This is a genomic window from Ruegeria sp. N4 (assembly GCF_056531425.1).
Genome location: NZ_JBQFLT010000009.1, coordinates 130,552 through 154,569, shown reverse-complemented (window position 1 = coordinate 154,569; position 24,018 = coordinate 130,552). Strand labels below are relative to the sequence as shown.

21 protein-coding genes are annotated in these 24,018 nt (G+C 52.9%); 4 read left to right on the top strand and 17 right to left on the bottom strand.

Going from position 1 to position 24,018, the window contains the following annotated elements; genetic code table 11:
* Positions 1 to 6: 6 nt before the first annotated feature.
* The 5 genes from ACR0LW_RS15040 to ACR0LW_RS15020 all read right to left on the bottom strand — a co-directional run bounded on the left by ACR0LW_RS15040 (position 7) and on the right by ACR0LW_RS15020 (position 5,016).
* Positions 7 to 1,293, bottom strand: coding sequence for a TRAP transporter large permease (locus ACR0LW_RS15040; RefSeq protein WP_480883113.1), 1,287 nt, complete (start codon positions 1,291 to 1,293; stop codon positions 7 to 9).
* Positions 1,290 to 1,820, bottom strand: coding sequence for a TRAP transporter small permease (locus tag ACR0LW_RS15035; protein WP_480822176.1), 531 nt, complete (start codon positions 1,818 to 1,820; stop codon positions 1,290 to 1,292). Before ACR0LW_RS15035 ends, ACR0LW_RS15040 begins: the two co-directional genes overlap by 4 nt.
* An 11-nt stretch (positions 1,821 to 1,831) precedes the next feature.
* Entirely contained in the window at positions 1,832 to 2,833 is a 1,002-nt protein-coding gene (dctP, locus tag ACR0LW_RS15030) for a TRAP transporter substrate-binding protein DctP (protein WP_170456460.1), read from the bottom strand.
* A 78-nt stretch (positions 2,834 to 2,911) separates the two neighbouring features.
* Positions 2,912 to 3,871 carry a hydroxymethylglutaryl-CoA lyase gene (locus ACR0LW_RS15025; protein ID WP_480781924.1) on the bottom strand — a complete coding sequence of 320 codons (960 nt, stop codon included), beginning with the start codon at positions 3,869 to 3,871 and terminating at the stop codon, positions 2,912 to 2,914.
* Positions 3,868 to 5,016: a CaiB/BaiF CoA transferase family protein gene (locus ACR0LW_RS15020; RefSeq protein WP_480883112.1), complete on the bottom strand. Its 1,149-nt coding sequence runs from the start codon at positions 5,014 to 5,016 to the stop codon at positions 3,868 to 3,870. The genes ACR0LW_RS15025 and ACR0LW_RS15020 overlap by 4 nt, the downstream gene beginning before the upstream one ends.
* Positions 5,017 to 5,119: 103 nt before the next feature.
* On the opposite strand from ACR0LW_RS15020, the gene ACR0LW_RS15015 reads away from it, so the two are divergent.
* Entirely contained in the window at positions 5,120 to 6,052 is a 933-nt protein-coding gene (locus tag ACR0LW_RS15015; protein ID WP_170456454.1) for a LysR family transcriptional regulator, read from the top strand.
* A 96-nt stretch (positions 6,053 to 6,148) separates the two neighbouring features.
* Here the strand turns inward: ACR0LW_RS15015 and ACR0LW_RS15010 are convergent, their stop codons facing one another.
* The 3 genes from ACR0LW_RS15010 to hppD all read right to left on the bottom strand — a co-directional run bounded on the left by ACR0LW_RS15010 (position 6,149) and on the right by hppD (position 8,360).
* Positions 6,149 to 6,511, bottom strand: coding sequence for a Rieske (2Fe-2S) protein (locus tag ACR0LW_RS15010; protein WP_480822178.1), 363 nt, complete (start codon positions 6,509 to 6,511; stop codon positions 6,149 to 6,151).
* Between the two features lie 90 nt (positions 6,512 to 6,601).
* Positions 6,602 to 7,144, bottom strand: a complete 543-nt coding sequence (locus ACR0LW_RS15005; protein WP_480822659.1) for a VOC family protein — start codon at positions 7,142 to 7,144, stop codon at positions 6,602 to 6,604.
* A 109-nt stretch (positions 7,145 to 7,253) separates the two neighbouring features.
* Positions 7,254 to 8,360, bottom strand: coding sequence for a 4-hydroxyphenylpyruvate dioxygenase (hppD, locus tag ACR0LW_RS15000; RefSeq protein ID WP_480883111.1), 1,107 nt, complete (start codon positions 8,358 to 8,360; stop codon positions 7,254 to 7,256).
* Between the two features lie 759 nt (positions 8,361 to 9,119).
* Between hppD and ACR0LW_RS14995 the strand changes: the two genes are divergently transcribed.
* Positions 9,120 to 9,752, top strand: coding sequence for a tyrosine-type recombinase/integrase (locus ACR0LW_RS14995; RefSeq protein ID WP_480883131.1), 633 nt, complete (start codon positions 9,120 to 9,122; stop codon positions 9,750 to 9,752).
* Positions 9,753 to 10,366: 614 nt separating this feature from the next.
* Here ACR0LW_RS14995 and ACR0LW_RS14990 read toward each other — a convergent pair.
* The 9 genes from ACR0LW_RS14990 to ACR0LW_RS14950 all read right to left on the bottom strand — a co-directional run bounded on the left by ACR0LW_RS14990 (position 10,367) and on the right by ACR0LW_RS14950 (position 21,255).
* A complete protein-coding gene (locus ACR0LW_RS14990) occupies positions 10,367 to 11,341 on the bottom strand; it encodes an aldo/keto reductase (RefSeq protein ID WP_480883110.1) in 975 nt (324 codons plus the stop codon).
* On the bottom strand, positions 11,338 to 12,528 hold the full coding sequence (locus ACR0LW_RS14985; protein WP_480883109.1) for a hypothetical protein: 1,191 nt from the start codon (positions 12,526 to 12,528) through the stop codon (positions 11,338 to 11,340). Before ACR0LW_RS14985 ends, ACR0LW_RS14990 begins: the two co-directional genes overlap by 4 nt.
* The gene (locus ACR0LW_RS14980) at positions 12,525 to 13,469 is read right to left on the bottom strand and encodes an endonuclease/exonuclease/phosphatase family protein (RefSeq protein WP_480883108.1); all 945 of its coding nucleotides are present in this window, start codon (positions 13,467 to 13,469) and stop codon (positions 12,525 to 12,527) included. Before ACR0LW_RS14980 ends, ACR0LW_RS14985 begins: the two co-directional genes overlap by 4 nt.
* The gene (locus ACR0LW_RS14975; protein ID WP_480883107.1) at positions 13,447 to 14,475 is read right to left on the bottom strand and encodes a glycosyltransferase family 2 protein; all 1,029 of its coding nucleotides are present in this window, start codon (positions 14,473 to 14,475) and stop codon (positions 13,447 to 13,449) included. Before ACR0LW_RS14975 ends, ACR0LW_RS14980 begins: the two co-directional genes overlap by 23 nt.
* A complete protein-coding gene (locus tag ACR0LW_RS14970) occupies positions 14,475 to 15,434 on the bottom strand; it encodes a UbiA family prenyltransferase (protein ID WP_480883106.1) in 960 nt (319 codons plus the stop codon). The genes ACR0LW_RS14975 and ACR0LW_RS14970 overlap by 1 nt, the downstream gene beginning before the upstream one ends.
* Positions 15,435 to 15,445: 11 nt before the next feature.
* Positions 15,446 to 16,483 carry an NAD-dependent epimerase/dehydratase family protein gene (locus ACR0LW_RS14965; RefSeq protein WP_480883105.1) on the bottom strand — a complete coding sequence of 346 codons (1,038 nt, stop codon included), beginning with the start codon at positions 16,481 to 16,483 and terminating at the stop codon, positions 15,446 to 15,448.
* A 67-nt stretch (positions 16,484 to 16,550) separates the two neighbouring features.
* A complete protein-coding gene (locus ACR0LW_RS14960) occupies positions 16,551 to 17,318 on the bottom strand; it encodes a MerR family transcriptional regulator (RefSeq protein WP_480883104.1) in 768 nt (255 codons plus the stop codon).
* An 897-nt stretch (positions 17,319 to 18,215) separates the two neighbouring features.
* A complete protein-coding gene (locus ACR0LW_RS14955) occupies positions 18,216 to 19,709 on the bottom strand; it encodes a DUF1254 domain-containing protein (RefSeq protein ID WP_480883103.1) in 1,494 nt (497 codons plus the stop codon).
* A 34-nt stretch (positions 19,710 to 19,743) separates the two neighbouring features.
* Positions 19,744 to 21,255, bottom strand: coding sequence for a DUF1214 domain-containing protein (locus tag ACR0LW_RS14950; RefSeq protein WP_480883102.1), 1,512 nt, complete (start codon positions 21,253 to 21,255; stop codon positions 19,744 to 19,746).
* A gap of 111 nt (positions 21,256 to 21,366) precedes the next feature.
* On the opposite strand from ACR0LW_RS14950, the gene ACR0LW_RS14945 reads away from it, so the two are divergent.
* Positions 21,367 to 22,374, top strand: a complete 1,008-nt coding sequence (locus ACR0LW_RS14945; protein WP_480883101.1) for a helix-turn-helix domain-containing protein — start codon at positions 21,367 to 21,369, stop codon at positions 22,372 to 22,374.
* A gap of 913 nt (positions 22,375 to 23,287) precedes the next feature.
* Positions 23,288 to 23,809 (top strand): hypothetical protein, encoded by a 522-nt coding sequence (locus ACR0LW_RS14940; protein ID WP_170556203.1) that lies wholly within the window; start codon positions 23,288 to 23,290, stop codon positions 23,807 to 23,809.
* The last annotated feature ends 209 nt before the right edge of the window (positions 23,810 to 24,018 follow it).

Genomic DNA, 24,018 nt, shown 5'->3' with positions numbered 1-24,018 from the left:
GGGGTATTACCTTCCAAACCCGGCGGAATAAGGCAGCCATGTCGCAATTCCTGGAACCAGAAAGAGCAGAACCATGGCCATCAACATCAACACCACATAGGGAAAAGCCCCCCTCACCACATCCCAGAGCGGCGCGTTGGTTATACCCTTGATGACAAACAGGTTCATCCCGACCGGTGGCGTGATCATGGCCAGTTCGAGGTTGATCATCAACAGAACGCCGTACCAGATCAGATCGATGTCAAGCGCGGCCATCGTCGGCAAGAGGATCGGAGTTGTGATCAGAATGATCGCGATGGATTCAAAGAACATGCCCATCACGAAGATCATCGCCATCACAACCAGGATAAAGGCAAGCGGGCTGAGACCCATAACCGCCACCATCTCCGCAACCCCGTTGGGCAGACGGATGATTGTGATGGCATGGCCAAACATTGCCGCTCCCGCAATGATCATGAAGACCATCATCGACATGCTCATCGTTCTTGAGAGACACTCCCACAGGTCGGTAAGAGTGATGTTGCGGTAAATCACGAAGGCGACGAACAGGGCATAAAGGCACCCAACGGCCGCTGCTTCGCCCGCGGTGAAGATACCCAGGTAAATCCCGCCCATGACCACCGGCGGTGCCATGACAGCCCAGAAAGACCGTTTTAGGGCGCGTCCTACTTCCGGCAGACCCGCCCAGGGTGGCGAGTCAAACTGTGGGTTCAGCGACGATTTTATGATGCAATATGCTGAAAACATAACGGCCAACATCACGCCCGGAATGATCCCCGCGAGAAACAGCGCACCAATGCTGGCATCGCTGACAATGGCGTAAAGGATCATCGGACCGGACGGCGGGATGAGAATTCCAAGTGTGCCCCCAGCGGCGACAAGGCCAAGCGCGTCCTTTTCCGGGTAACCGAATCGTTTCATTTGTGGCACCGCGCTTGAGCCGATCGACAGCGCCGTAGCAACGGAAGACCCTGAAATGGCCGCAAAGATTGTGCAAGACAGGACAGTCGCCGCGCCAAGACCGCCCCGGATATGGCCTATCATAGTATGTGCCATACCAAAGAGATCGTCGATCACTTTGGCTTTGATCATGATCTGGGCCATGAAAACGAACAGCGGAACCGTCATCAGAACGGGCTTGTTGAAATGGGCGTAAACCGTTTCTGCCGCCGGATTTACGTCCCCTTCAAAGATCAAAAGGATACCCGTTGCTGTCAAACCAAGCGCCGCGAAAATCGGCATGCCTGTTAGAAGAAGAACGACCAGGCAAAGAAAGATCAAAAATGCGGTCACGACGCGCTCCTACCTAAAAAACACTCAAGAAGCTTGGAAAAGGCCGTAACACCCAGCAGAACCGAGCCCAGAAAAAGCGGAGCCTGCGGAATCCATAGTAGGATCTCGATCGAGCCAGAGGTGAACGCCTGCCATTCATAGGCGAAATGCACCATATGCCACGAGCTCATGGACAAAACGATAGCGACGGCGAGCACTGAAAGATGTGCCCAGACCACTTGAATTTTCTTAGCCTTACCGGCCAATCCTTCGGTAAGAAGGTCCATCGCGATATGATCGCCGCGACGATAGGCTTCGCTTACGCCAAGCATGATTAACGCCACAAGCGTCCAGCCAGTCATATCGTCGGTCCACAGAAGCGGGTCGGAAAGAACATAGCGCCAAAACACTGCGATGATCGTAATAAAGAAAGCGACCAGAATGAGAAGCGCGCTCAGCGCTCCCCCTAACCAGACCAGCCCGTAAATCAGCTTGATCGGGAAAGGGGCCGCGGATGCCGCCCCTTCGTTGCTAGGTTGAGTTAACATTATCCAGAGCCTCAGGAGCCGCTGCGCAGCTTGTCGATCAGGCCGATCAGCTCTTCTGCACCGTCGATGCCTTCGCCGAAATGCGCATCAAAGGCTGGTTGCATGATTGCCTCCAGAGCCGCGTTCTCTTCGTCGGTCAGACGATAGACATTCACGCCTTTCGCCGCGAGAGCTTCGGGCGCGCTTGCGGCGGCTTCGGCAGAGGCGTCAACGGCCCAGCCTGCGGCCAGCCTGCCCGCTTCGTCGAGCGCCGCCTTGGCCTCGTCCGAGAGGTTAGCGTAGAAGTCGGGGTTCACGTAGCCGTGGAAATAGACCGAGACGACCGGCACGATGCTGAAGTGGTCCTGCACCTCGAAATACTTGCGCTTAACGGCGGCGCCGACGCCGGTCATGGCCGCGTCGATGACGCCGGTTGCCAACGACTGATAGACCTCGCCGCCGGACATCGAGACCGGGCTGGCGCCCAGGGCTTCGAGCGAGGCGTTAAAGGCAGGCACTAGGCCGCGCATTTTGATGCCTTCGAAATCCTCGGGCTCGGTCAGGTAGCCGCCCTTGGAGGTAAACACGGAGTCGCCGGCATCAAAGAGCCATACCACGTTCTCGACGCCGCGATCCCTAAGCTTGCCTGCCAGAAAATTCGCGGCTTCGGAGTCGTGCCAGTTGCGCGCGATGTTAGGGTCTTTGAACGCAAACGGCCGGGTCGTGACCGTCATGATCGGCAGCGTGCGACCCCATTGAAACTGTACCGAGAAAGCACACTCGATGTTGCCCGACGCGACGCTGAGGATGTTTTCCTTGGCACCAACCAAGCTGTTGGCGGGAAAGATCTGCACGTCGATTTCACCACCGGACCGGGTCTCGACCTCGGCCGCCCAGCGGTCGATCACTTGCGCGATGGCGTGCGACGGCGGCAATTGGTGGCTGCACCGCATGGGTGTCTCGGCCTGAGCTGCGGTGAAAGTGCCTGTTGTCAAAGCAGCGCCAAGCGCCGCGCTTAGTAGTGTTCTTTTCATGTCAGTTTCCTCCCGTTTGACATTCAATCCGAGCGTCGCCCAATGCGACCCGAAAATTGGATAAAGTGCGAAAAAGTGTCAGGCCGCACAGGCCCGCCAATTTGCAGTTTTTGGTAGACCGGCCTGCGCCATAGCTCCGTGGAGCGTCGCCTCCGGCAGGGCATCGGTCAGAAGCGCGCGCGTTTCAAACAACGCTTCGATGTCGATGCCGGTGTAAAAGCCCTTGGTCTCGGCAAGGAAAACAAGGTCTTCTAGCACGACATTTCCAGTTGCACCGGGCGCATAAGGGCAGCCGCCAAGACCCGCGATCGAAGCGTCAAAAATGCGACAGCCTGAGTCTAGCGCCGCTGAAGCATTGGCAATGCCCATGCCACGCGTATCGTGCAGATGGATCGCGTAGGGCAGACCCCCAAGACGCCTTTCCATGCGGGCACAAAGCGACGCAACCTGACGCGGCCCGCCATAGCCGACCGTGTCCGCAGGGGTGACCATGTCGACCCCAGCCTCAAAACAGCGATCCACCATGCGCATAACGTCATCTTCCGGGACGTCTCCTGACAATGAACACCCGAATGACATCGCGATGCCAGCGCTGATGATTGTGTTGCTGCCAAGGTCATTCCGAAGTTTTACGACGTTGGCGATCTCGGCTAGGCTTTGCTCTTGCGTGCGTCTGACGTTGGCCTCGTTGTGCGCTTGGCTGGCCGAGACGACGACGGTGATCTCTTCAACGCCGGTTTCCAACGCGTCGGCGGCTCCTCGTTGGTTCAGCGCCAGAGCAATCCCATGGGCATCACCCTTGGTCTGAACCGCCGCAATAACGTCGCGCACATCAGCAAAACGCGGGAACTTGTCGGCGGGCAAAAACGACCCGACTTCGAAGTAGCGGAGCGCCGCTTTGTAATCCCGGTTCACCCATTCGACTTTTTGAGCTGTGCTGGGCCAGGATTTCGTGAGTTGCAGGCCATCGCGAAGACCAACCTCGCGGATCGCGATGCCATCTTTCGGATAGGCATTGAAAACGTATTTCTGGCTCATTCGATAGCCTCCACCTTCAATGCGCCAAGGATCTCGGCGTTGTGCTGGCCAATCGCAGGGATGTCGACATCGTTGGAAACAAGGGGTGCTCCGTCCATCTCGAGAGGTAGTACAGGTGCGCGGAAATCCTTCTTGTCGGCATAATGCGACGTATAAAGCCCGCCAGGCCGGTTCACGTGAGGGTCATCATACATCTCGGCCGGACGAGCGACCGGCGCGAAGAGAAGATCGTTTTCTTGCATGATCTTCAGTGTGTCTTCATAAGGACGGCCCGCCACGATCTCTGCGATCATTGGCAATGTCCAATCTCGGGCGGCAATCTGGTCGCTCCGTGTCTGAAGACGCGGATCATCAAGCAGATGCGTTAGACCAAGGCCCTTGCAGAGTTTCTCCCACTGCCCATCAGTGGCTGCACCTAAAAAGATCTGGCGCCCGTCGCTTGTCGGGAAGAGGTCGTAAACCGGCCATGAAAAGACACGCTCGGGCATTGGTGGTGCCTCGGTGCCTTCGATATCAAATTGAACCATGTGTTGCGCAACGAGAAGCAGGCAGTTCTCAAACAACCCCGTACGGACAGCGGCGCCTTCGCCGGTATTACAGCGCTGAATAAAAGCAGCAAGCACACCTAAAGCAGCAAAGAGTCCCCCCATGATATCGTTGGCCGATGAGCCAATACGTAGCGGACGATTGGTGGGGCCAGTCATATAGGCCATTCCTGTCATCATCTGCACCACTTCGTCCATGGCTGCGCGGTTCTCATACGGCCCCTTCAGGAAACCCTTGCACGAGGCCACGATCAGCGTCGGATAACACTCGCGCAGCTGATCAGGCGCCAAACCCATTTTGGCCAGCGTCTCATCACGGAAATTTTCAACGAAGACATCTGCGGTCTTCAGCAGAGCATGCAGCTTTGCCAGATCGTCAGCGTCCTTGATATTCAGAGTCACTGACTTTTTGCCACGGTTGAAGGTCGGAAAGAACCCAGCGCCCATACCCGTTAGATCGCGTGTCTTGTCACCCTGAGGAGGCTCGATCTTAATGACTTCTGCGCCAAGAAAACCAAGAAACTGTCCAGTCGATGGCCCCATCACCATGTGGCTCATTTCCACCACACGCACGCCCTCCAAGGGTAAAGCGTTTGCCATAAGTTCCTCCCGCGGTTTTCTATTAAGGTAACCATGGCGGAACTTGAGCAATCGGAAAATAATATACTTTCGAAAATAGCGTTCTTGATATTAGAACGCACGTATGGACTCTCGACAACTTAGATATTTTGCTGCCGTATGCGAATTCCGAAATCTTTCGCACGCGGCTGACCACTGCAACACCGCCGCGTCAGCGCTGAGTCACCATATCGGTAGCTTGGAGGCAGAGCTTGGAACCAAGCTCTTTGTCAGAAAACCAAGGGGCATGGAGCCAACGGCTGCAGGACTGAAATTGCTTGAGCATGCGCAGTTTATTCTGGCGGCATTCGACACTGCCGCATCAGAGATTAAACATGGTCAAGCCGAAGTTTCTGGAAACATTGCGATCGGCATGCCCTTCTCGGTGATCAAAGTGATAGGTGGGGCGCTGATGCGCCAGGTTATTGAAGAGTTGCCCCTAGTCCATCTGGTTCTGAGAGAAGGGCTGTCCGGCGTGACATATGATGCCCTACGGTCCGGCGAGATTGATACTGCACTGATTTTCAACCCGCCTCCGGATACGCAAACAATTCGAACGCCATTAATCGAAGAGGAAATCTACTGTTTGGGTGCTCCAAACATCGTTGGCCATTCCAGCGAGCCGATCAGCCTTGAGCAAATGGCTCAGCTGCCTGTCGCATTATTGCAGAGTGGTGCGCTGTCCCGCGCGCTCGTTGATCGTCCTGCAGAACTGGCGAAACTCGAGGCAAACGCCCGCATTCAGCTGGCGTCAATCGCAGGTACGTTAAGTGCTCTGAAGGAGGGTTTAGCTTGCACTCTCGCACCTAAAATTCTAGTGAGCGAAGAACTTCGACGGGGCGAGCTTGTTGCTCGTAAAGTCGTGGATACACGGCTTATCCGGACACTCTATCTCGTGTCTGCACTCGGCACACGCCCGACGTTTTTAAGAGAAAGCATCTCAAATCTGGTGGTCGATTTTGTTCAGGACGCGGTCCGAAATGGCAACTGGGAAGGTGCAAAACTAATCGATATTTAAAGGGCGCACTTTAGTGCAGTCCTTGGCCAATCAGGGTCGCCGCTCGCCTGTCATGAGCATTCTGGCATGTCCCGTTCGTCCAAGAGAGCAACTTCGTCAGTCATCGATGACCAACTGCCCGTGTTCGTCCTCTTTCGTAGGCACCGGGTCCAGCGCGCAGCCGGTTCCGAAACCCGAAATGCCTGCGCCGGTCGCCAGATCGAATCCAGCTTCGTGATTTGAGCAAATCAACACACGACCATTAGATGAAATGACCGATCCGCCCCTATAGTCGAGCGGAAGGAATTGGTGCGGGCAGGCATTCACGTAGGCAAAAACACCGCTTTCGTTCCTTGCAAGAAGGATTGGAAAGTCGCCCAGTTCCACGCAATGTGCCCGGCCCTCGGGTACCTCCGAGGCCGCGCAGACGACCGTCCCTCCTGCTGGTGCTGATGAATAGCTCTTCCAATTGTCGTTCATAGCATGTGCATCATGGAAACCGTGAATGTGCCTTGTCGCTTATTCATAATTCCTCTCCCAAGGGGTGACGGAAATGCGGAAGGCTGCGCCTTACTCCCGGTTCAGTTCCTTGGCGTGAAGCCAGTCAGCGTGTTTCGGCGCCTTCTTGGTCTTCGACCATTCGTCCAGCATCAGCCATTTGACTTCATCCATGCGCTTGAGCATCGCTTCTTCCTCCGGGTCCGGGCAGGCCAGTTCAATTCGGTGGCCATTGGGATCGAAGAAATAGATCGAGTGGAATATCGAATGGTCGGTGACACCCAGAACCTCGACGCCGTCTGCTTCGATATGTTCTTTGAAGGCCACAAGGGTTTCGCGGTCCTTCACTTTGAAAGCAATATGCTGCACCCAAATTGGGGTATTGGGGTCGCGGCCCATTTCCGGTTTGGTTGGCAGCTCAAAGAAGGCCAAAACGTTGCCCATCCCCGCATCAAGAAACAGATGCATGTACGGGTCAGGCTCGTGGGTTGAGGGTACGTGGTCTTCTGCAATCGCCAGGATGAATTCCATGTTGAGGATACGGCCGTACCATTCGACCGTCTCCTTAGCGTCTTTGCAGCGATAGGCGACATGGTGAATTTTTTCGATTTTCAGGTCCATGAGACACTCCTTTCCGAAGCGCACCCGAGGGGTGCAAAATCAAGTCTGTCTGTGGAATACGCCGTGGGCGGGGGTGCGCCGCCCACGGCACGGGGAAATGGCGTTAGTCTGAAACTTTCAGAACGCCGCGCTGAATCTGGTCCTCTTCGATCGACTCAAAGAGAGCCCGGAAGTTGCCTTCCCCAAATCCGTCGTCTCCCTTTCGCTGGATGAACTCAAAGAAGATCGGGCCGATCACGGTTTTCGAGAAGATCTGGAGCAGGATGCGGGTCATTCCGCCGCCCACAACGCCTTCACCGTCAATTAGGATGCCGTGTTTATTCATGCGTTCCAGCGGCTCTTCATGGTCCTTCACGCGAGCCTTGGATTTGTCATAGTAGATGTCCGGTGGTGCAGGCATGAAGTCGATACCGTGATTGCCAATTGTGTCGGTCGAGGCGTAGATGTCGTCGGTACCGATTGCGACGTGCTGGATGCCTTCTCCTTTGTATTCCTTCAGGTACTCCTCAATCTGGCTCTGATCATCCGAGCTTTCGTTAATTGGAATACGAATCTTGCCGCATGGCGAAGTTAGTGCGCGAGAGGTCAGGCCGGTCAGCTTGCCCTTAATGTCGAAGAATTTGATTTCCTTGAAGTTGAAGGCGGTGGAATAGAACTTGTACCAAGTGTCCATGTTCCCCTGCATCACGTTGTGAGTCAGGTGATCCATGTAGTAGAACCCTGCGCCGTTCGGCTTGGGATCACGTTTGTCGATCCATTCAAAATCGGTGTCGTAAGGTGATTTGCCTTCATCATAGTCCTCGATGAAGTAAAGCAGCGAGCCCCCGATGCCTACGACAGCTGGGACTTCGATGGATTTGCCGTCGCCGGTGTACTCTTCGGCACCATAATCTAAAGCGCATTGCAACGCGTGCTGCGCGTCAACGACACGCCAGGCCATTGCAGGCGCACAGGGTCCATGATCCTTAACAAATTGTGCGGCGTGGCTGTCTGGGTCGCGGTTGACCAGGTAATTCACGTTACCCTGACGATAGACTGAGATGTCCTTAGTCTTGTGTTTGGCAACTTCGACAAACCCCATTTGAGAAAAAAGCTCTTCTAACTTTCCTGCTTCGGGGTGCGCGAACTCGACGAATTCGAATCCGTCAGTTCCGGCGATATTAAAATCGTCGATTTTGGCCTTGGGTGCATCGTGCGGAAATGGTCCCATAGGAATTCTCCTGAACTTTGATGCGGCTTTCGTGCCCTCCACACCTTGATCTGGAACCCGGCCCGCGGGAAATTTCTCGCGAAATAAAACAAACGTAATTCGTTCTGGCAATTATTAAATATGAAATGTTGCGTTCTTGAATTTAGAAAACTCAGATTTTCCAGCATATTATCAATTAACTACCGAGACGAAATTGAGATAGAGACGGGGTCGCGACGCTGATCGCGATTTAAATTTTCGTGATTTCGAAGGCTGCTGGGGTCCCCATTGCATCTGTTAGATCTGCGAAGCGCTGACGCTCTGTGAAAGGTTAACTTGACCTCTCAAAGGACTGTGAACATTCAATGTGGTTATCTCAAATCGATGCAAATTAAATCAAATGCCGTAGTAGCAAGTTCGTTTTAGGGTGTTACCGTCCGTGATAATTCTCAGTGTAAACACACAATTATGTGTGAAATTTGCGCCGTAGTTTTGGTCGCGCATCAAGCGGCAGCTATTCGGGTTGATTCCGTGGCATATTGAATACCGCTTGAAAGCCCGGAATCGGCCGCTTCCCAACGCCAATGTCTGCAATCGGTGCTTCGCAGCTGTTTGCACACATTTCGGCATCTAGAACTAAGGGCTCAAAGCTGCCTAATGCCCATGCGGCATTCCGCCGATCGGCGGCTTCCCGGGACCTGACATTCGAAAGGGATGGTAAAATCGCCCGTCAGCACAGTGTTGATGTCTGGGCCTGGAGGGAGGGTTGGAGGCAAAACCATGCCTAGAATTCAACTTCCCGCAACCACTCCCAAGCGCCGCGCCTGGAACAAAGGCCGCATCATCGGCCAGAAACGCCCGCTCCTGCCAAAACAGGTTTGGGCGATCCGCGCACGATTGGAACTGGCAGGCAATCTGCGCGACCTAGCGCTCTTCAATGTCGCCATCGACAGCAAACTGCGTGGGTGCGATCTGGTTCGGCTGAAAGTGACTGACCTTGCGAGCAGCGACCGTGTTCGGGAGCGGGCGACAGTAGTTCAAAGCAAAACTGGTCAGCCGGTTCAGTTCGAACTTACTGAAAACACGCGCGATTCCGTGACGGCTTGGGTGAACGCCCCTGAGATGATCTGTTGTGCGTTCATGTTTCCAAGTCGGTTTCACAACCGACCGCACATTTCGACGCGCCAATACGGAAGGCTGGTCCGCGACTGGGTGACTGCGATTGGGCTGGAGCCGAGCGGATACGGCACCCATTCTCTGCGTCGAACCAAAGCGTCAAAAATCTATCGTAAGACCGGCAATCTGCGCGCTGTTCAACTCCTACTTGGCCACACCAAGGTGGACAGCACGGTGCGCTACCTTGGCGTCGAGCTCGAAGATGCGCTGAGCATCGCTGAAAAGATCGATCTCTGATCGAACCTGGCGGGCGGCTCTAGCCGTTCGCCATCCGGGACCGCCCATTCCCGAAATCAAAACGTTCGGCAGCTTCGAGCCCATCCCGTGAATTGGAAGTTCTCGCTGCGTGGGCGAGCGGCATGAGCCCTTCTGCCACTGCGTGAATATTCGCGCCGCGTCGCGATGTGAACAGGTGCCTTTCACGCAGGGCGCAGCAAACCGAGGGAGGTCGCTTAACAGATCGCAGGACAGAGTTGCCGTTCCCACCTTTTAGTTAAATGAAAGCTTCCCGAGTTATCCCAATCAGAGAGTACGATTTTGAACTCCAGCGTCTCATGCCCACCAAGAGCCTTGTCACCTACACAGCTTCTCACCAACGCGCCACCTACCTTTTCGATGACACGGACTGATGCAGGATCGTCGGGACTGGTTGTTATCGCGAAGTACTTCAAGCCTGCCGCACTGCCCTCCGGCAGAGTTGCAACAAGCGCCGCATATGCCGGCCCTTATCACTGTCGCCATGCTCGATGCAGCGAGCAAGAGACCGTGAGTTTGCTAGTTGGTACTCCTATCAAATGGGCAGGTGGCAATTTTTGGTATGGACAAGGATCAGATTTTGATCGGGCCCTAGTTCAAGTGTTATCACGAAGAATACGATCAATTTCGATCTTAACCGCTGGATCCAGCGGGCCGTGATCGAGTGCATTGAGGTTCTCTTCTACCTGATGTTCAGTGCGAAACCCAGGGATGGGCAATGTCACATCATTGCCGGACCAGATCCAGCCAAGCGCGCCTTGCGTCAGCGTTCGACCGCCGGTCATCAACAACTCACGCACAGCGTCCAAGCGCTGAGCGAAGCTGGCGCTGGGTTTTCCGTTATCGAAGTACGGTAACCATTCCGGTGGATGGCGGCGAATGTCGTCTCTGCTCAGGCTGTGTTCATGGTCGAATTTCTTCGTCAGCAAGCCCATCGCTAAAGGTGATCGGTTTATGGACAGGCTCTTGGAAGCGGCACAAAACTCGATCAGGTCTTGGGCGGGCGAAAACAGGTTACATGCGTGCTGGACCGCCGCGTAATGCCTTGATGTCGGCCACCGTTTTGCCTGTTCAAGACTATCTGTACTCCAGCCGAACGCCCCTATCTTTTCGGTGTCGACCAAATCCAAAAGCGTTTCGTGAACGACTTCGGCGTCGTCTCCCAGCCTATCAATGTGAAGCTGATACAGATCGATGTGGTCTCGTCCCAGCCTGTTTAGTGACGCGGTCAGTGCTTGATTAATGTATTCTGGCGACGTGTTTGTACCTGTCAGGTTTTTCGTTTGCCGGTTGTAGGTGTTTCCGAACTTGGTCGCGATTACAACATCATCCCGTCCGGCAAGAGCTTTACCCAGAATTTCCTCCGAGTGCCCTGTCCCATAAGCATCGGACGTATCAAAGAACCGGATCCCTCCGGCATAGGCCGCGTGGATAGCCCGAATGCTCTGCGCGTCATCCACATTTCCCCAGCCCAACGGTTGGTCGCCATGATAAAACGGGCCGCCTATCGCCCAACATCCAAGGCCCAGGGCGGGCACAGTCTGTGAATTCCAAAGCGTTCGCACGATCATGTTGTCCTTTCCACTGCCTTCGAGGCAAATTTGAAGCTGCGCAGCGAAATAATCGCGACGGTTAAGTTTAGGGTTCCAACCATGCCGATGAGAACGGAAACTGATGAGGGGCGAAGCACCAAGACGACTGCGGATACTGACAGCGTCATCGCAAACACAGGCTTGAGTAAACGCGATTGATTGGGCGCGATCGAGAATGCGCCGAAGAAGTAAAAGACTGCCAAGCTATGCAACGAAAGACTTAACACCACACAGCTGAGGATTTCAGTCGCAACAGGCGTGTCAAGACGCAGCATGCCGAGGATGTAGCTGACGACTAAGGCCGTTATGCCGACCAAAATGGCCAGTACCAGACCAACCAAGGCGAACTGCCAGAGCAATATGGACCGGTCTTTCACCAGCCGTGAGATCAGGATTGGAACTGCGCTTTCCTGGATCAGAACAAGAAAGATCCCATAAGCGAAGTGGCGGAACGAAATGTAAGAGCTGGCATCCGGGTTCAACGATGCGATCAGCAGTACATCAAGGGTCCCTAATAGAAAGACAATGACAACCGCGCTTTGACCGCGAACACCGTCGATGACACTGAACCTACCATACCGACTTAGTACAGCTTTTGGCAGACCATAGCGTGCGACTACGGCGGCAACAAAACCAAGTTTGACCACGACGACGCTTAGAACAAATTGCTGCGGATCAAGGCTCTGTACGAGACTTGAAACAAACACGGATAACAGAAAGGCCGCATGCAAAGATGCGTTCAGACCTCCTAGAAATCCAAGGTCACCCCTAGCCCGAACATAGCTGTCACAAACGAGTTGCAGGCCGATGGCAGCACCCAGCGTTAAACCAAGCCGCATGAAATCCGTCGTTGGTGCTGTCCAGGCGCATAACATCGTTATCACACCTATAGCCGTGGTAAGCATTAGTGTTTTTCGATAGGCTAAGTCCCGCTGAGATGTGCTTTCAATCGCAGCACGCGGTAACGAATAAGCAGCGCCGCATTGAAGAACTGCACCAATGACCGTGCCAAGGGCCAGAATGGCACTCAGCCGCGCAAAATCAGAAAGCGGTAGAACGGCGAATGCCTGCAAAGAGGCCCCAAAGAAACACGCGGCGGCGATAAATGTGTATCCAAGAAATGTTACGGTTCTTGGTAGCGAAAAGTTGGCTTCGGTGTGTGTCATTGCACTATCAACATTTTACAGACCAGCGGTGTGTGATCCGAGGCCGCAGATGGAATCGGAATGGTCGCACACTCCGTCAGCTGATTTGCAGTGTCTCCCAAATGGTCAAGCTTCCACAAACTCGGGCCTTTGTGTGGGAATGTGGGAGGCCATAGCCGAAAATGCGCCTTCCACGCGACCATTCGCATTTGGGGCATCAAGAAAGTGGCATTGAAATCGCCTCCAAGTACTACTCGTTTCGAGACGTCGGATAGCTCTGCTTCGACAGCTTGAAACGTGGTTTTTCGATCGCGCGCGGCGTGGCGCACGAAGGTCCAGAACTCCGTTTCAAATGGGGTGTGAAGGCGTGTTATGTGAACGGGTACATGCGTGTTGAGAAAGGTCACGCCCGAAATCTCGACCTGCAAGGCATTGTCCGAAGTTATGGGAGCTTCGATTCCAGGATGGCGGCTTGCAGTGACAAGCTCTCCTTTTTGCCAGACATACTGATACCCGCAACAGCTGCGAAGCAGCGATGCCTGATCGATTGCCACAACAGAGTTGGTGTGTTGGTCCCAATACAAGTGCTCTTGCAGAAGCAGAACATCGGCATCCAACGCGTTTACAACGGCGGAAAATGTGGCGGTCCCTTCTTTCTGGTCCCAGTACTCTGTGTTCCAGGTGGCTATTCGAAGCGTAGACGCGGTTATAGGTTTTTCATGTGGTACCGTCCAAGATACGGCGGCCAACCCAAAAACGGTAACGATGCACAACAACCACTGCCAACGCAGCAACCTGAACGCAAGCGCTACCAAAAGAATGGCGATAACGCCCAGATAGAGCATCAATGGAATGCTCTGAAGCACCAAGGCAACCGGTTTGTCGTCATCCAGAAATGGGATGGCACTAAGGCCGATGACCGCTGCGACCAGGGCGGTTTCAGTTGACCGCAGGAACGCCATCCCAATCACCATATAGCTGTCTAAACTCAGGAGAGATTACATACATTATCAAGCCGGCCAAAACGCCCAGACCCGCTGCAGTGTGAAACGATAGATACCAAAAAAGAAATGCGGGCAGTTTACGTATGCCCAAAACAGCCCAGGCTTCGCTATAGATATCGCGCTCGTTTACGATGATTGCTACGACACTTGCTAAAAGGCCTAACAACGCCAAAATCGGCAGCCAGAACGCCAACACAACCAGCATCCAGCATAATCCAACAAGTGCAGTTCCCATCAGTCGGCGCGGCAGTTCAAACCCTTGCATCAATCCTTTCTTCTGAAAATAGAACGGTACGCGGTCCCTGCTACGCCTCCAGAATTTCCGCATCATGGGCAAGAAAGCGTCATCATCGTCGTGTCGGCCACGAACAAGGTCCGTCAAGACGATGCGCCCATGTCGCGTCAGTCTTTCGCCATAGTCGATTTCCTCGGTCTGGCGCAGATTTTCGTTGAAAAGACCTACCTTATCCAAGACATCTTTTCGGATGGCCCCTAACGAGAAGAACCCGCCGGACACATTTCCCAAAGACGCCGCGCGCCAGACATAGGCCTGGAGCGAGCGGAACTCTTCCCAAAGGCTGTCGCGAAACAGGGGGCGGGGTTCGTAGAGGCCGCAGACAGAAACGACGTCTTCGAATTTGACGAACTGGAGCAGAGCAGCTTCAATGGCACATGGGTCTAGCACTACATCGGCGTCAACAAAGAACACGATGTCTCCGGTCGCATGTGACAATCCGAGGTTTCGTGCCGCAGCGACGCCGCTGTTTACAGGCGTTTGCAAAACCTTGGCCGGATAGTTTTTGGCAATTGCGAAAGAGCTGTCGGTGCTGTGATCATCGACCACAATGATTTCATGGGGCGTGTGGGTCTGCGCCAATATCGCTTCGATGCATGCCCCCAGTGAACGGGCATAGTTGTAGCTTGGAATAACGACCGAGACGGATACGTTGTTGAAATTAAGCATCACAGGACCCCGAATTGCACCAACAGGTAATCCGCGCTGACTATAACCGCGCTGCCTAGTAGTAACGTAAGCGTCGCGCGATCACGTGTGAGTATTTCGGTGGGCTCTTTGAACTCAACCAGCATTTCGGCTAGCACTCGGCTCCATATCAGAACCATCGCGCCACCGGCGAGGGCCAGGGCCCAAGCGTTCATATGTGTGTAAATGGTAAGGAATTCTCTGAAATTCACGGCAAGTCCCGTCAGAATAATAACTGCAATGTTCGAAAACAATACGGTCAGCATTGTGGCACGACTTTTGGTGTAGAAGGCTGAAATGCGCAGTTTCGAACCGTCAGTGGCCCGGATCGTCTTTGCCAGTCGTTTTCCAACCGCCAAACATAGCGTTGCAAAGAACAGTGGCAACACAAGCCAGTCCTGAGCGGTTCCGAAATTGGTCACGCTCAATCCAACAAGGTAGCGTAAGACGAAGCCTGCGGCGATTATCGTGATGTCGATGATCGCAAATTCTTTGCCTATATGAGAATAGAAAACATTCAGCACAAAATAGACCACAAGAAGAAGTGTTGGCTCAAACCCAAGCGTCATGGCAGACAGCACAACTGAGGCACCAAACAAACAGGCGGTCAGCGTCAAGGCCTGTCTTTCGGTGACGCGGCCAGCGGCTACAGGCCGATGGCATTTGGTTGGGTGAGACATGTCATAGAAGGCGTCCAGTGTGTCATTCAGAGCATAGACGGCCATAGCCATCAGGCTGAAACAGATGAAGGCAATGACAGGCCCGGTCCAATCAGCCTCGAAACCTGTCAAAGCAAAGGGAAGCAACACAAGGCTATTTTTGACAATATGAGTTGGACGGCAGAGCACGACCAAATCGCATAACTTCTCCCAAACTGCAGGGAACGAGCGAAAAAACCTGGTCTCAGAGAGAGGCAGCTTTGGTTCTGTCGAAACGGACATCTTACTTCTCCTTAAATAAATGCTTTTACGAGAGTAGTGAGCGGGCTTTTCCATACTTGCTGGTGCCCGGGGCCGACGTTGGATGAACTGGCCGCGTGATTGGCGCGGCAATACCATTCAAAGCTGTCTTGTAGCGCTGATAAACCCGAGTGCTTGGGGCTGAAACCGATCGCTTCCTTCGCAGCAGCAAGAGAAACTGTGGATCCATGTGTCAGATTGTGGATGAGGCGGCTGTACACAGGAGACAAACCCGTTACATGAGAGATATTCAAAGTCGTAACCGCGACTCCTTGAGGCACGAGCAGCAGTTGTTTTCCATAGCCCGCTTGGTCAAGAACATCTTGAAACAGCTCTGCAATGCTGTGATCGGCTCTGGATGCAATATTGAGTATGCGTTGGTCCGCCTCAGCCGACTGGGCCAATGTCAACTGAACCGCTTCCACAAAATCGTCAACGTGAAGGAACTGATAGACTGCGGCCCCGTCTCCGATTATTGGAAATCTCTTGCCCGATGCTGCGAAATCAAACAGGTGACCGAACAGGCCTAGACGCCCAGGCCCAACAATTGCTTTAGGCCTCAGGATGGTCCACTGCGTCGGAGTCTTGCACAGGACGTCTTGCACCAAGCGCTCAGCTCGGATTTTCGCGGTGTTGTATGCATCCCAAGGATTGGGGTTGGTCGTTTCCTGAACATGGGCAGGATGCTGGGGACCGTAAACGGCAGTCGATGAGATGTGTACAAACTGCCGGACGTTCGTTTTACGCGCCCACAGCAAAAGCCGGAGTGTCGCCAGTACGTCTGTTTCGAACACCTCCTCGCGTGAATGACTGGGCAGAGCCGCAGCCGCATGAATAACAGTGTCGATGCGTTCTGGTAGAAACTCTTCGATGGCGTTGTGGCGCAGATCGACAGCAATGCAATTCTGAGCATTTGGGGCCGCGCGATCGAGATGAAACACGGATGCACCTGCATCTGAAAGCCGTCTGGCAATATGACGCCCTGCGAAGCCATGAGAACCTGTTAGCAATATGCGAGTGTTTCGTGACATAGGACAATACCTTCCTGTATGCCACAAGAAACGTCTTGGGCAATTCAGTCATAAGTGGTTGTTTTATTTAGGCTAAAATCAGTGTTTCGAAGGCTTTTCCAGGTGAGCCTCGAGTGGGGTAGCTTTGGTAAACTTCAATCTCACCAAGTGGTGGTGGTTCTTTTTGCTGTTCGTGACGGGCAGCCTCTATTTTGGCGTAGGCGTCATCAAAACAATGATAGTTGCCGTAGAAACCTGTTGCGCGAAGTGCGAAATACTTGTGTTCAGGAAGATAGGTTCTTTCAAAGCCACGTGTGTCTGTTGCAACACCCGCCTCGATGGGCTGAAAGACCCTCAACGTTACATGATCATTCGTTTCGCTCGTATATCGTGCTGCGATCCGAGATGTATCGAAGCCATTGATCTCGAACTGTTCAATCGCACTTTCGACAAAGCTGACGACTTTCTTTTTCTTAATAGTCGCCTCACGTCCGAGCGTCCAAAATCCACCATAACGCTGCTCGAAAACATCCGTCAGGATCGTTTCTTTGTATTTTTCGATCAGATCGATCGCAGCAGTGGCTTTCGCTGCAAGGTTTGAAAGGTCTTGAATCAACGTGTTCAGTAAGAATCCGTCCGCACAAGTTTTAGGATCGAGTAACCTGCCAATCGTATTGATCGATACACCAACTTCGCGAAGAGTTGCGATGAATATCGCGCGCTCTAACGCATCATCCTCGAACACGGCCCGACCATTTGGCAAGATGCTTGGGCCCAAGAGCCCCTTTTCCTCGTAAACCCTCAGCGCTTTACGCGACAAATTGGCCTGAGTTTGTAGTTCAGTTCGTGTCAGCATGCCGATCTCGTTTAGGTCCAAACAACCCGAGTTTGTTCTATCTCAGGTAGTATAGTGTTGGCCCCAAGGGCCAAATCAAGGTAAAACCGGAGCTGTAGAAGAGACATGTAAGGCTTTGTATTATATATTAATTTATACAGTGGGCGCTAGGATCGGCGATTTTTAGCTTCCCGCATCATTATGCATGAGCAAAACAACCAGCTAGTAAGTTATTGAGATCCAACGCACCTAAGCTTCAAGAATTCCAACGACTAACGTCCATCGGATCGGAGCTAGTCATCTAGACGAGCAGTCATGACTCAACAAGAACCCAAGTTGAACGCCGTCTTGGGCGACTAGCTTTCAAATCAGATTGCGACGCTGCAAGAAGGCGCTTCTACAAGCGCTTCGCCAGGAAAGCCTAATTTGGTTGAAAACCGGAGCTGTTCCCGGTCAGGCTTTCAAATCCTTATCGGCCGCGCAGCAAATTTTTTGTTCTGTTGGGATCGTCCAAGCAGCTAGGCATTGACCGCTTCCGCGATATTGGCCGCGTTGCAGCAAATTCTCCGCCCCGCCTGCGAGGGTATGCCGCATTGGCGAAGTTCAGAAATCGAATACCGGCATGTCCAGCGTCTGTTTTATAGGAACAGGTTGTGACGAAAGCACAGTGTTGGAGCGCGCAAATTCGGCGCCGTCGAACGACTGTTTCGGTGAAATGCGCTGCGTCGCAACATAGGGCTTGCCGCAACCGCAAGTCTAAGCTGCGTCAGCGAAGGTCGAAAATCCAAGGTCGGGTTTGTCCGCAAAGCGGACATGCATCGCGATTTTGCGAACGTCTGCCTCGAGCCCAAAGCGGACACCGAAAAAATGTCAGACGACGCCAAAAAGTAGCGTCGCCCGATAGTCGCGGTTGTCGCTTTATTCTACCAGTTCCAGATCACCGGGACGCCAGGTCTTGTCGAACCAAGGCTCGAGCGGGCCGTAGAGGCGCATCATCACGTTGAAGCTTTGCCCAGGCATGGTTTGCGCCCAGTTGTTCTCCCAACCTTCTGGGGCTTCTGGACCAAAATAGATGCTGGTACTCCCATCCTCATTCGGTTTTATCCCCGGTCTATTAGAGTCGATACCACCGGATTGCTGGTCAGTTTCAAGGATTGACCGAGTCTGTCCGCTATACAACATAAACGACGCAAAGTTTTTTGCGGGAACCGGCGCCGGTAGCGTTACCTTATAGGTTTTTGAGCCGTCAAGGTACTGTCCGTTGTTGTCTCGCGCTGTCATCGCATAGACAGACCCCGTCCCGACCGGTGGCGAGGTCATCGCAGGCGTTATGCCCGTTGCCATATAGAAAAAGTACGACCGATCATCGAGGATGCGCGCGCCGTCCTCAAGAAAAAGATAGCTCTGGCGTTGGAACGGTGAGTTCCATTGCCGGTCGTCATAAAAGAACACTCCTGGATCACGCGAAGCATACGTGATCGCTCGCGCCGTGGCGTTTGCGATTGCTGCTGCCTCCTTAAATATGCCCTGCATACGGGCATCGGGTTCGAAGGGCTCGCCCTTCCTGATCCCTATGGAAGCAAACGTTCCTACAATTTCCGGACTGAACGCACCAATTGGATTGTTTTCGAGCGCGACGTGGATCTCTTCAAAGAAGTCTTCGTTGTTCGCGTGAACAGTGTTGTGTTGAACACCGGAGATATTCAGGAAAGTTTCCGCGGGAGGATTGTCCGCTTCACTAAGCGGATAAATATTCAGACCCGCCTTGATCTCGGCAACAGGGCCAGCCGTATCCCCGTCTGCGTCTGGCGAGCGTCTTAGCAACAACCAGTGCTCATATGTCTTTGTGCGTAGTTCGAAGTAGCCCTCGGGCACCGGCGTTTCATCGTCGTTGTGCAAAAGTAGATACTTGCCACCTTCTCCCTTATCCGCGCCAAGCGCCCCGATATCCGTCACATAGTCAAACGCGGCGTCATCAAGCAACCCAAGCAGGCCTGCCGGAACCTCAATCACCATCGGGCCATCCGAGATATCGACATTCGAACCAATGTAGATTGTGGTTGTATTGGGCGTCAGCCAGATGGACCGCGCGTCCAGCAGGTCTTCTGCAATCACGACGTCATTGGGATTGACGCCCAAGTCTTCGTATCCCTGAAACATAGCCCGAAGCGAAGCGATCTTCATGCCGTCCAGGAAAGCCGTCGTCGCTCTGATCAGATCAAGGTTGTCGAAGGCTTTCTCCACCGTCTCAGGTGATGGCATACCATCGAAGAATTCCAGATCACCAAGCGTCTGGGTCTCGACCTTGTCTGGTGTAAGAACATTCTCAGGAACGTCGGCTTTGAATTCTTGGGCAGAAGAATGCGATGCGAGTACCAGGGCAGTCAGCACAGCTAACGACTTTGTTTTCATTGTCCGCTCCATTGGGAATTACTGTTTGTTTTGATCAGTTTACTTTTTCTAGATCGCCCAGCATCCAGCCACTCTCCAGCCATCCTTCTTGCGGCCCATATAGACGAAACAAAAGGAAGTACGGCTCTGTGGTTGGTATCCAGTTGCTTTCCATGCCTTCCGGTGCTTCTGGTCCAAAAAAGATGTCGTAAGAACCGTCTTCATTAGCCTGCATCGCATCAGTGTCGCGCTGGGACAAACCGACAGGATCAACGTTCCGAATGAAGCTCTTGGTCTCCATCGAATAAACAATCACGGACCAGAAATCGTCGGCAGGTGTGTCCGCTGGGACGTTCAGTCTGTAAGTCTGATTGTGGTCGTACATTTCACCGTCGCTGTCGCGAAGGCCCGTCAGATAAAATGTACCGCCACCGAGTTGTTTCGGCAGGTACGTGATCCAGAAGTAGCTGCCGCCCGCACGCGCATCCACAAGTACCTCTGTCTCAGTCTCATACGGGAATCCTGCCTCGGGTTGACCTTCGGCAAAGTCCCATATCAGCCACTGGCTCTTCATCTCGCCGCTATCGTCGACCCAGAGCGGGATCATGGCTTTGCCGGGCGTTACAAAGTAGTTCTGCATTGAGGCATACGCCAACAACAAACCCTCATTCATAGCTTGCATCTGAATTTCCGATGGCTCGAAAGGTTTTCCCTTTTGGATCCCGAGATCCTTCAGGAAATTTATCATGACCTTGTCTTGTGGTCTGACAGGGTTGTTTTGAACGTAATCGTTCAAGTCCTGAAAGAATGTCTCGTTGTAGTATGGAAGCGAGTCGTACGGCACTTCTGACGCTTCGAGATAGTTGTTGGGTGGCGGATTGTCGGCCTCAGACAGGTAGTACACCTTGATCGTCTGAGCGTACTCGGCCGCATCGGCGTCCGTTCCGCCATTCGTCAGTTTTGGCCGGAACGAAAAACCATATTCGTAGGTATCTGTTTCAAAGGGAAGGTATCCCGCCTCAGTTAATTCCTCCAGGGACATATCCCCTTCGTAGCCTGGGGGTAGCATGAGGTACTTGCCGCCGGCACCTTCATCGAAACCATCGGGACCAACGTCCACGATAGGAACATCCCAAGCATTCACGATTGTACCGAAGTAGTTCACCTTGTCGGTGGCAGCGGGCACTTCAATGACAAGGGGACCGGGTTCCGAGGTCATTGAAGCCCAAGCATAGGCCGTAACGTCGTTAGCTGTAAGAAACCCATGTTTGGAATCGAACGGCTTATTGAGATAAATGATGTCGTTGTAGTCGCCACCGAGGTCGCGACGAATGCCCTTGAGGAAATCGATCATACCGGCGGCAGGCATTCCCCAGATGGCCGTCTGGGTGGCACGCTGCACCATAATCTTGTACTCGATGTCCTCGACCTCGGCTGATCGTGCAAGGATGTCGCCCGTGTCGTTGAAGGACTGTGAGAAAACTGGTGAAGCAGAAATACCTGCGCCGAGCACCATTCCCAAAAAATGCATCGAAAAACCGCCGTGTAGTGGCCGAAGTATTTTCATATTGCAATGCTCCCAGCTGTTTAGGGAAAGCTTGCACATCCGTTCAGCCGATGCGTATCATTTCACGACACGCGGGCGAACAAGCGGGTTGACGGATTGAACCTACCACCGATGATTTCGGCCAAGGCCTTGGGCGCGATGCCCCAGTTCGTGCTTGAGGCCGCTGGGGAAAGACGCCTGCTGCGTGCTTTTGACTCTGCCGATCTTCCTGTTCACTTCATTGAGGAAAGAGGCGGTTACATCTCGGAGCATGCCTTGGCGACCTTTGTGCACGAAGCCGCACGATCCACGGGACAACAAAACATCGGATTGTTGTGGTCACCGTATCTCACTGTCGCTGACTATGGCGCTTGGGGGAGTTACGTTCTTTCTGCTCCAACGCTGGGGGCAGCGCTAATACGAGCTTCTGCCGTCATGCCATTTCATTCGTCCACGGATCGCGCGTGGCTAGAAACTTCGGGCACAAGAGCGCGCTACTGTTATCGTTTTGGACTTCGCTCGCATTTCGCGTATCCGGACATCGGTTTCTCGGCCGTTGGGGTTTTTCTGAGCATATTCTGCGCGTATTTAGGAACCGACTGGAAACCATCGGCCGTGCTCTTGGACTTCCCGAAGGTTCCTGGATTTGTCGAGGCAGAAGACACCTACGCTTGTCCTGTAATCTGGAACGCCACCCGGCTTGGGGTTGAGTTTGAAGCATCGGCTTTGCGAGCCGAAGCCACGCCCAAAAAACTTAGCAGCGGCTCGACAACTGTCGGAGATATTTCTCGCGAACGATTGGGCGGCCCACCTCAAACACTTAGAGGACAAGTCGAGGAAGTGGTTTGGCAACAACTTCATCGGGAGGAAATGTCGATTGATGCCACCGCGCGTTCGCTCGATCTTGGCATTCGCACACTACAGCGGAAGTTAGCAGGCGAAGGGGTTCGTTTTCGCGAAATCGTCAACGATGTCAGGGTAGCAAGGGCCGAGGAACTCCTCACAGATACGCGCGAGACAGTCTCCAGCATCTCCTCCATGCTAGGATATGAAACCGCAAATAATTTCAGCCGCGCATTTAGGAAGGTGACGGGACTGACGCCCTCTGACTATCGCAAGATGAACTCCGGTCATACTTGAATGGTCGTCTGCAAAATCAAGCCGTTGGCGTCTGCATTGCTCACAAATTTAAGTTAAGGTTGGATGCGACGAGTAACCGCGTCCAGTCCGAGTAGGGCAGGAAGCTAACCTAGTTCGATCACTTTTTATGTTTTCTTTTAGGATCAAGAAACAGTGTGCGTTGGAACAATGACAAAGTTACAGAGTATTTGCTTGCGGAGGTGGTTTTATCAGATGCCCCGCGTCGATTACCCTGGGATAGGTTCAACGCGGGGCTGTAGGAAAGTGCTAGGTACTCAAATGATGCCCGCACTCACTACGGGAAACATTCTGATATTTCGATGCTTGCTCTGTTTATGTATCCAACTTGGATATTTGATAGGTCCAACTGCTTAAAAAGTCGGAGCATGCAATGCGCACACCCCTCGAGATGGAGAGCTTTGGTCGCGAGTTTCCCGAGCACCTTCTTAGAATTGTTTGGTTGCTTATGTTGGTTGACACTTTTTTGGAGCTATTCCAAACAATCACTCAAAAAGCATCCACGAGATGGAAATACTTCTGCAAATGCAACGACGAGCTTTTGTAGTGCTGTTTTGGGTGCAGCCCCTAGTCATTTCCAGACACGAACCAATGAAATTGGCGAAAAAACCCACGGTCGTTCATGGGATGGGAGACGACCGTGGGTAGCAGTTAGGGGTATGATAGGTACGAAGCCATCATGAGTTTGGATCAAAACTCTTACAAAAGATTTGTATTTTGAAAGAAGAGCTTGCGAGCTATTCAGGCTATAGGTGTTCACCGACGTTCCGCAGTGCTTTTCCAGCAGTTGTTTGCAGAAAACGCTTTCACACGTTGAAATAAGTTCACATCGAAATATTTGCTTTTGTCGCGTTGTGGGTAGCTTCGCGACGCATCGTCTTATTGGGAGGAATACATGAAATATGCTGCCATTTTTGCCGCCGTGGCAATCTCCGCTTATGCAACTGTCGCCGCTGCCAAAGACCCGGTTCCGGCAAGTAGCGATAACTTCGAGATTTACAGTGAGGTTGAAGGCTGGACGGTTTATGCTGACAACGACTCTGGTACATGCCTGATAGAAAAAGTCTTCGAGAGCGGGAACGTCATGCAAATGGGTCTAACCAAAAACCAAAAACACGGTTACTTGGGAGTATTCACGCAAGCTGACATCGACATCAAAAACCGTCAAAAAATAGAAATAGCAATTGACGACTTCGTGTATGAAGGTCGTGCAAAAGGCATAAAAAGCAAGAAGCTAGCGGATAACTACTCAGGTGGCTATATCGTTGTAAAGGACGCAAATATGGCGACTGCCGTGGCCGAAGGTCAGACCTTGATCGCATTTCCAAAGAAGTCTGCAAATTTCATTGTGGACCTAACCGGTACGAAGAAGGCTATGGAAGAAGGTCGTAAATGCAACCTAGCACTTGCCAGCTAGCTTAGGCCGTTGCTCAACCTCAAAGAAAGTTGAGTTGCCTTTTTGTCAAACCATTAGTGGCCCCGCAGTTTGCGGGGTCACTTGTTAGTAATTTTTTGTCTTTTCGCCTCAAGCATCAAGCTTATGGTTAGCCAGCCAAAACTGGTGCGGGCGTTGTCTGGAAAGCAACGAATTTTGGTTTATCCGAGTGAGTGGCAAGATCGAGTGCG

What these genes read in the sequence shown, in the direction of transcription:
- ACR0LW_RS15035 (WP_480822176.1), bottom strand. Translation starts at nt 1,820, where the DNA reads ATGTTAACTCAACCTAGCAACGAAGGGGCGGCATCCGCGGCCCCTTTC.
- dctP (WP_170456460.1), bottom strand. Translation starts at nt 2,833, where the DNA reads ATGAAAAGAACACTACTAAGCGCGGCGCTTGGCGCTGCTTTGACAACA.
- ACR0LW_RS15025 (WP_480781924.1), bottom strand. Translation starts at nt 3,871, where the DNA reads ATGAGCCAGAAATACGTTTTCAATGCCTATCCGAAAGATGGCATCGCG.
- ACR0LW_RS15020 (WP_480883112.1), bottom strand. Translation starts at nt 5,016, where the DNA reads ATGGCAAACGCTTTACCCTTGGAGGGCGTGCGTGTGGTGGAAATGAGC.
- ACR0LW_RS15015 (WP_170456454.1), top strand. Translation starts at nt 5,120, where the DNA reads ATGGACTCTCGACAACTTAGATATTTTGCTGCCGTATGCGAATTCCGA.
- ACR0LW_RS15010 (WP_480822178.1), bottom strand. Translation starts at nt 6,511, where the DNA reads ATGAACGACAATTGGAAGAGCTATTCATCAGCACCAGCAGGAGGGACG.
- hppD (WP_480883111.1), bottom strand. Translation starts at nt 8,360, where the DNA reads ATGGGACCATTTCCGCACGATGCACCCAAGGCCAAAATCGACGATTTT.
- ACR0LW_RS14995 (WP_480883131.1), top strand. Translation starts at nt 9,120, where the DNA reads ATGCCTAGAATTCAACTTCCCGCAACCACTCCCAAGCGCCGCGCCTGG.
- ACR0LW_RS14990 (WP_480883110.1), bottom strand. Translation starts at nt 11,341, where the DNA reads ATGATCGTGCGAACGCTTTGGAATTCACAGACTGTGCCCGCCCTGGGC.
- ACR0LW_RS14985 (WP_480883109.1), bottom strand. Translation starts at nt 12,528, where the DNA reads ATGACACACACCGAAGCCAACTTTTCGCTACCAAGAACCGTAACATTT.
- ACR0LW_RS14980 (WP_480883108.1), bottom strand. Translation starts at nt 13,469, where the DNA reads ATGGCGTTCCTGCGGTCAACTGAAACCGCCCTGGTCGCAGCGGTCATC.
- ACR0LW_RS14975 (WP_480883107.1), bottom strand. Translation starts at nt 14,475, where the DNA reads ATGCTTAATTTCAACAACGTATCCGTCTCGGTCGTTATTCCAAGCTAC.
- ACR0LW_RS14970 (WP_480883106.1), bottom strand. Translation starts at nt 15,434, where the DNA reads ATGTCCGTTTCGACAGAACCAAAGCTGCCTCTCTCTGAGACCAGGTTT.
- ACR0LW_RS14965 (WP_480883105.1), bottom strand. Translation starts at nt 16,483, where the DNA reads ATGTCACGAAACACTCGCATATTGCTAACAGGTTCTCATGGCTTCGCA.
- ACR0LW_RS14960 (WP_480883104.1), bottom strand. Translation starts at nt 17,318, where the DNA reads ATGCTGACACGAACTGAACTACAAACTCAGGCCAATTTGTCGCGTAAA.
- ACR0LW_RS14955 (WP_480883103.1), bottom strand. Translation starts at nt 19,709, where the DNA reads ATGAAAACAAAGTCGTTAGCTGTGCTGACTGCCCTGGTACTCGCATCG.
- ACR0LW_RS14950 (WP_480883102.1), bottom strand. Translation starts at nt 21,255, where the DNA reads ATGAAAATACTTCGGCCACTACACGGCGGTTTTTCGATGCATTTTTTG.
- ACR0LW_RS14945 (WP_480883101.1), top strand. Translation starts at nt 21,367, where the DNA reads ATGATTTCGGCCAAGGCCTTGGGCGCGATGCCCCAGTTCGTGCTTGAG.
- ACR0LW_RS14940 (WP_170556203.1), top strand. Translation starts at nt 23,288, where the DNA reads ATGAAATATGCTGCCATTTTTGCCGCCGTGGCAATCTCCGCTTATGCA.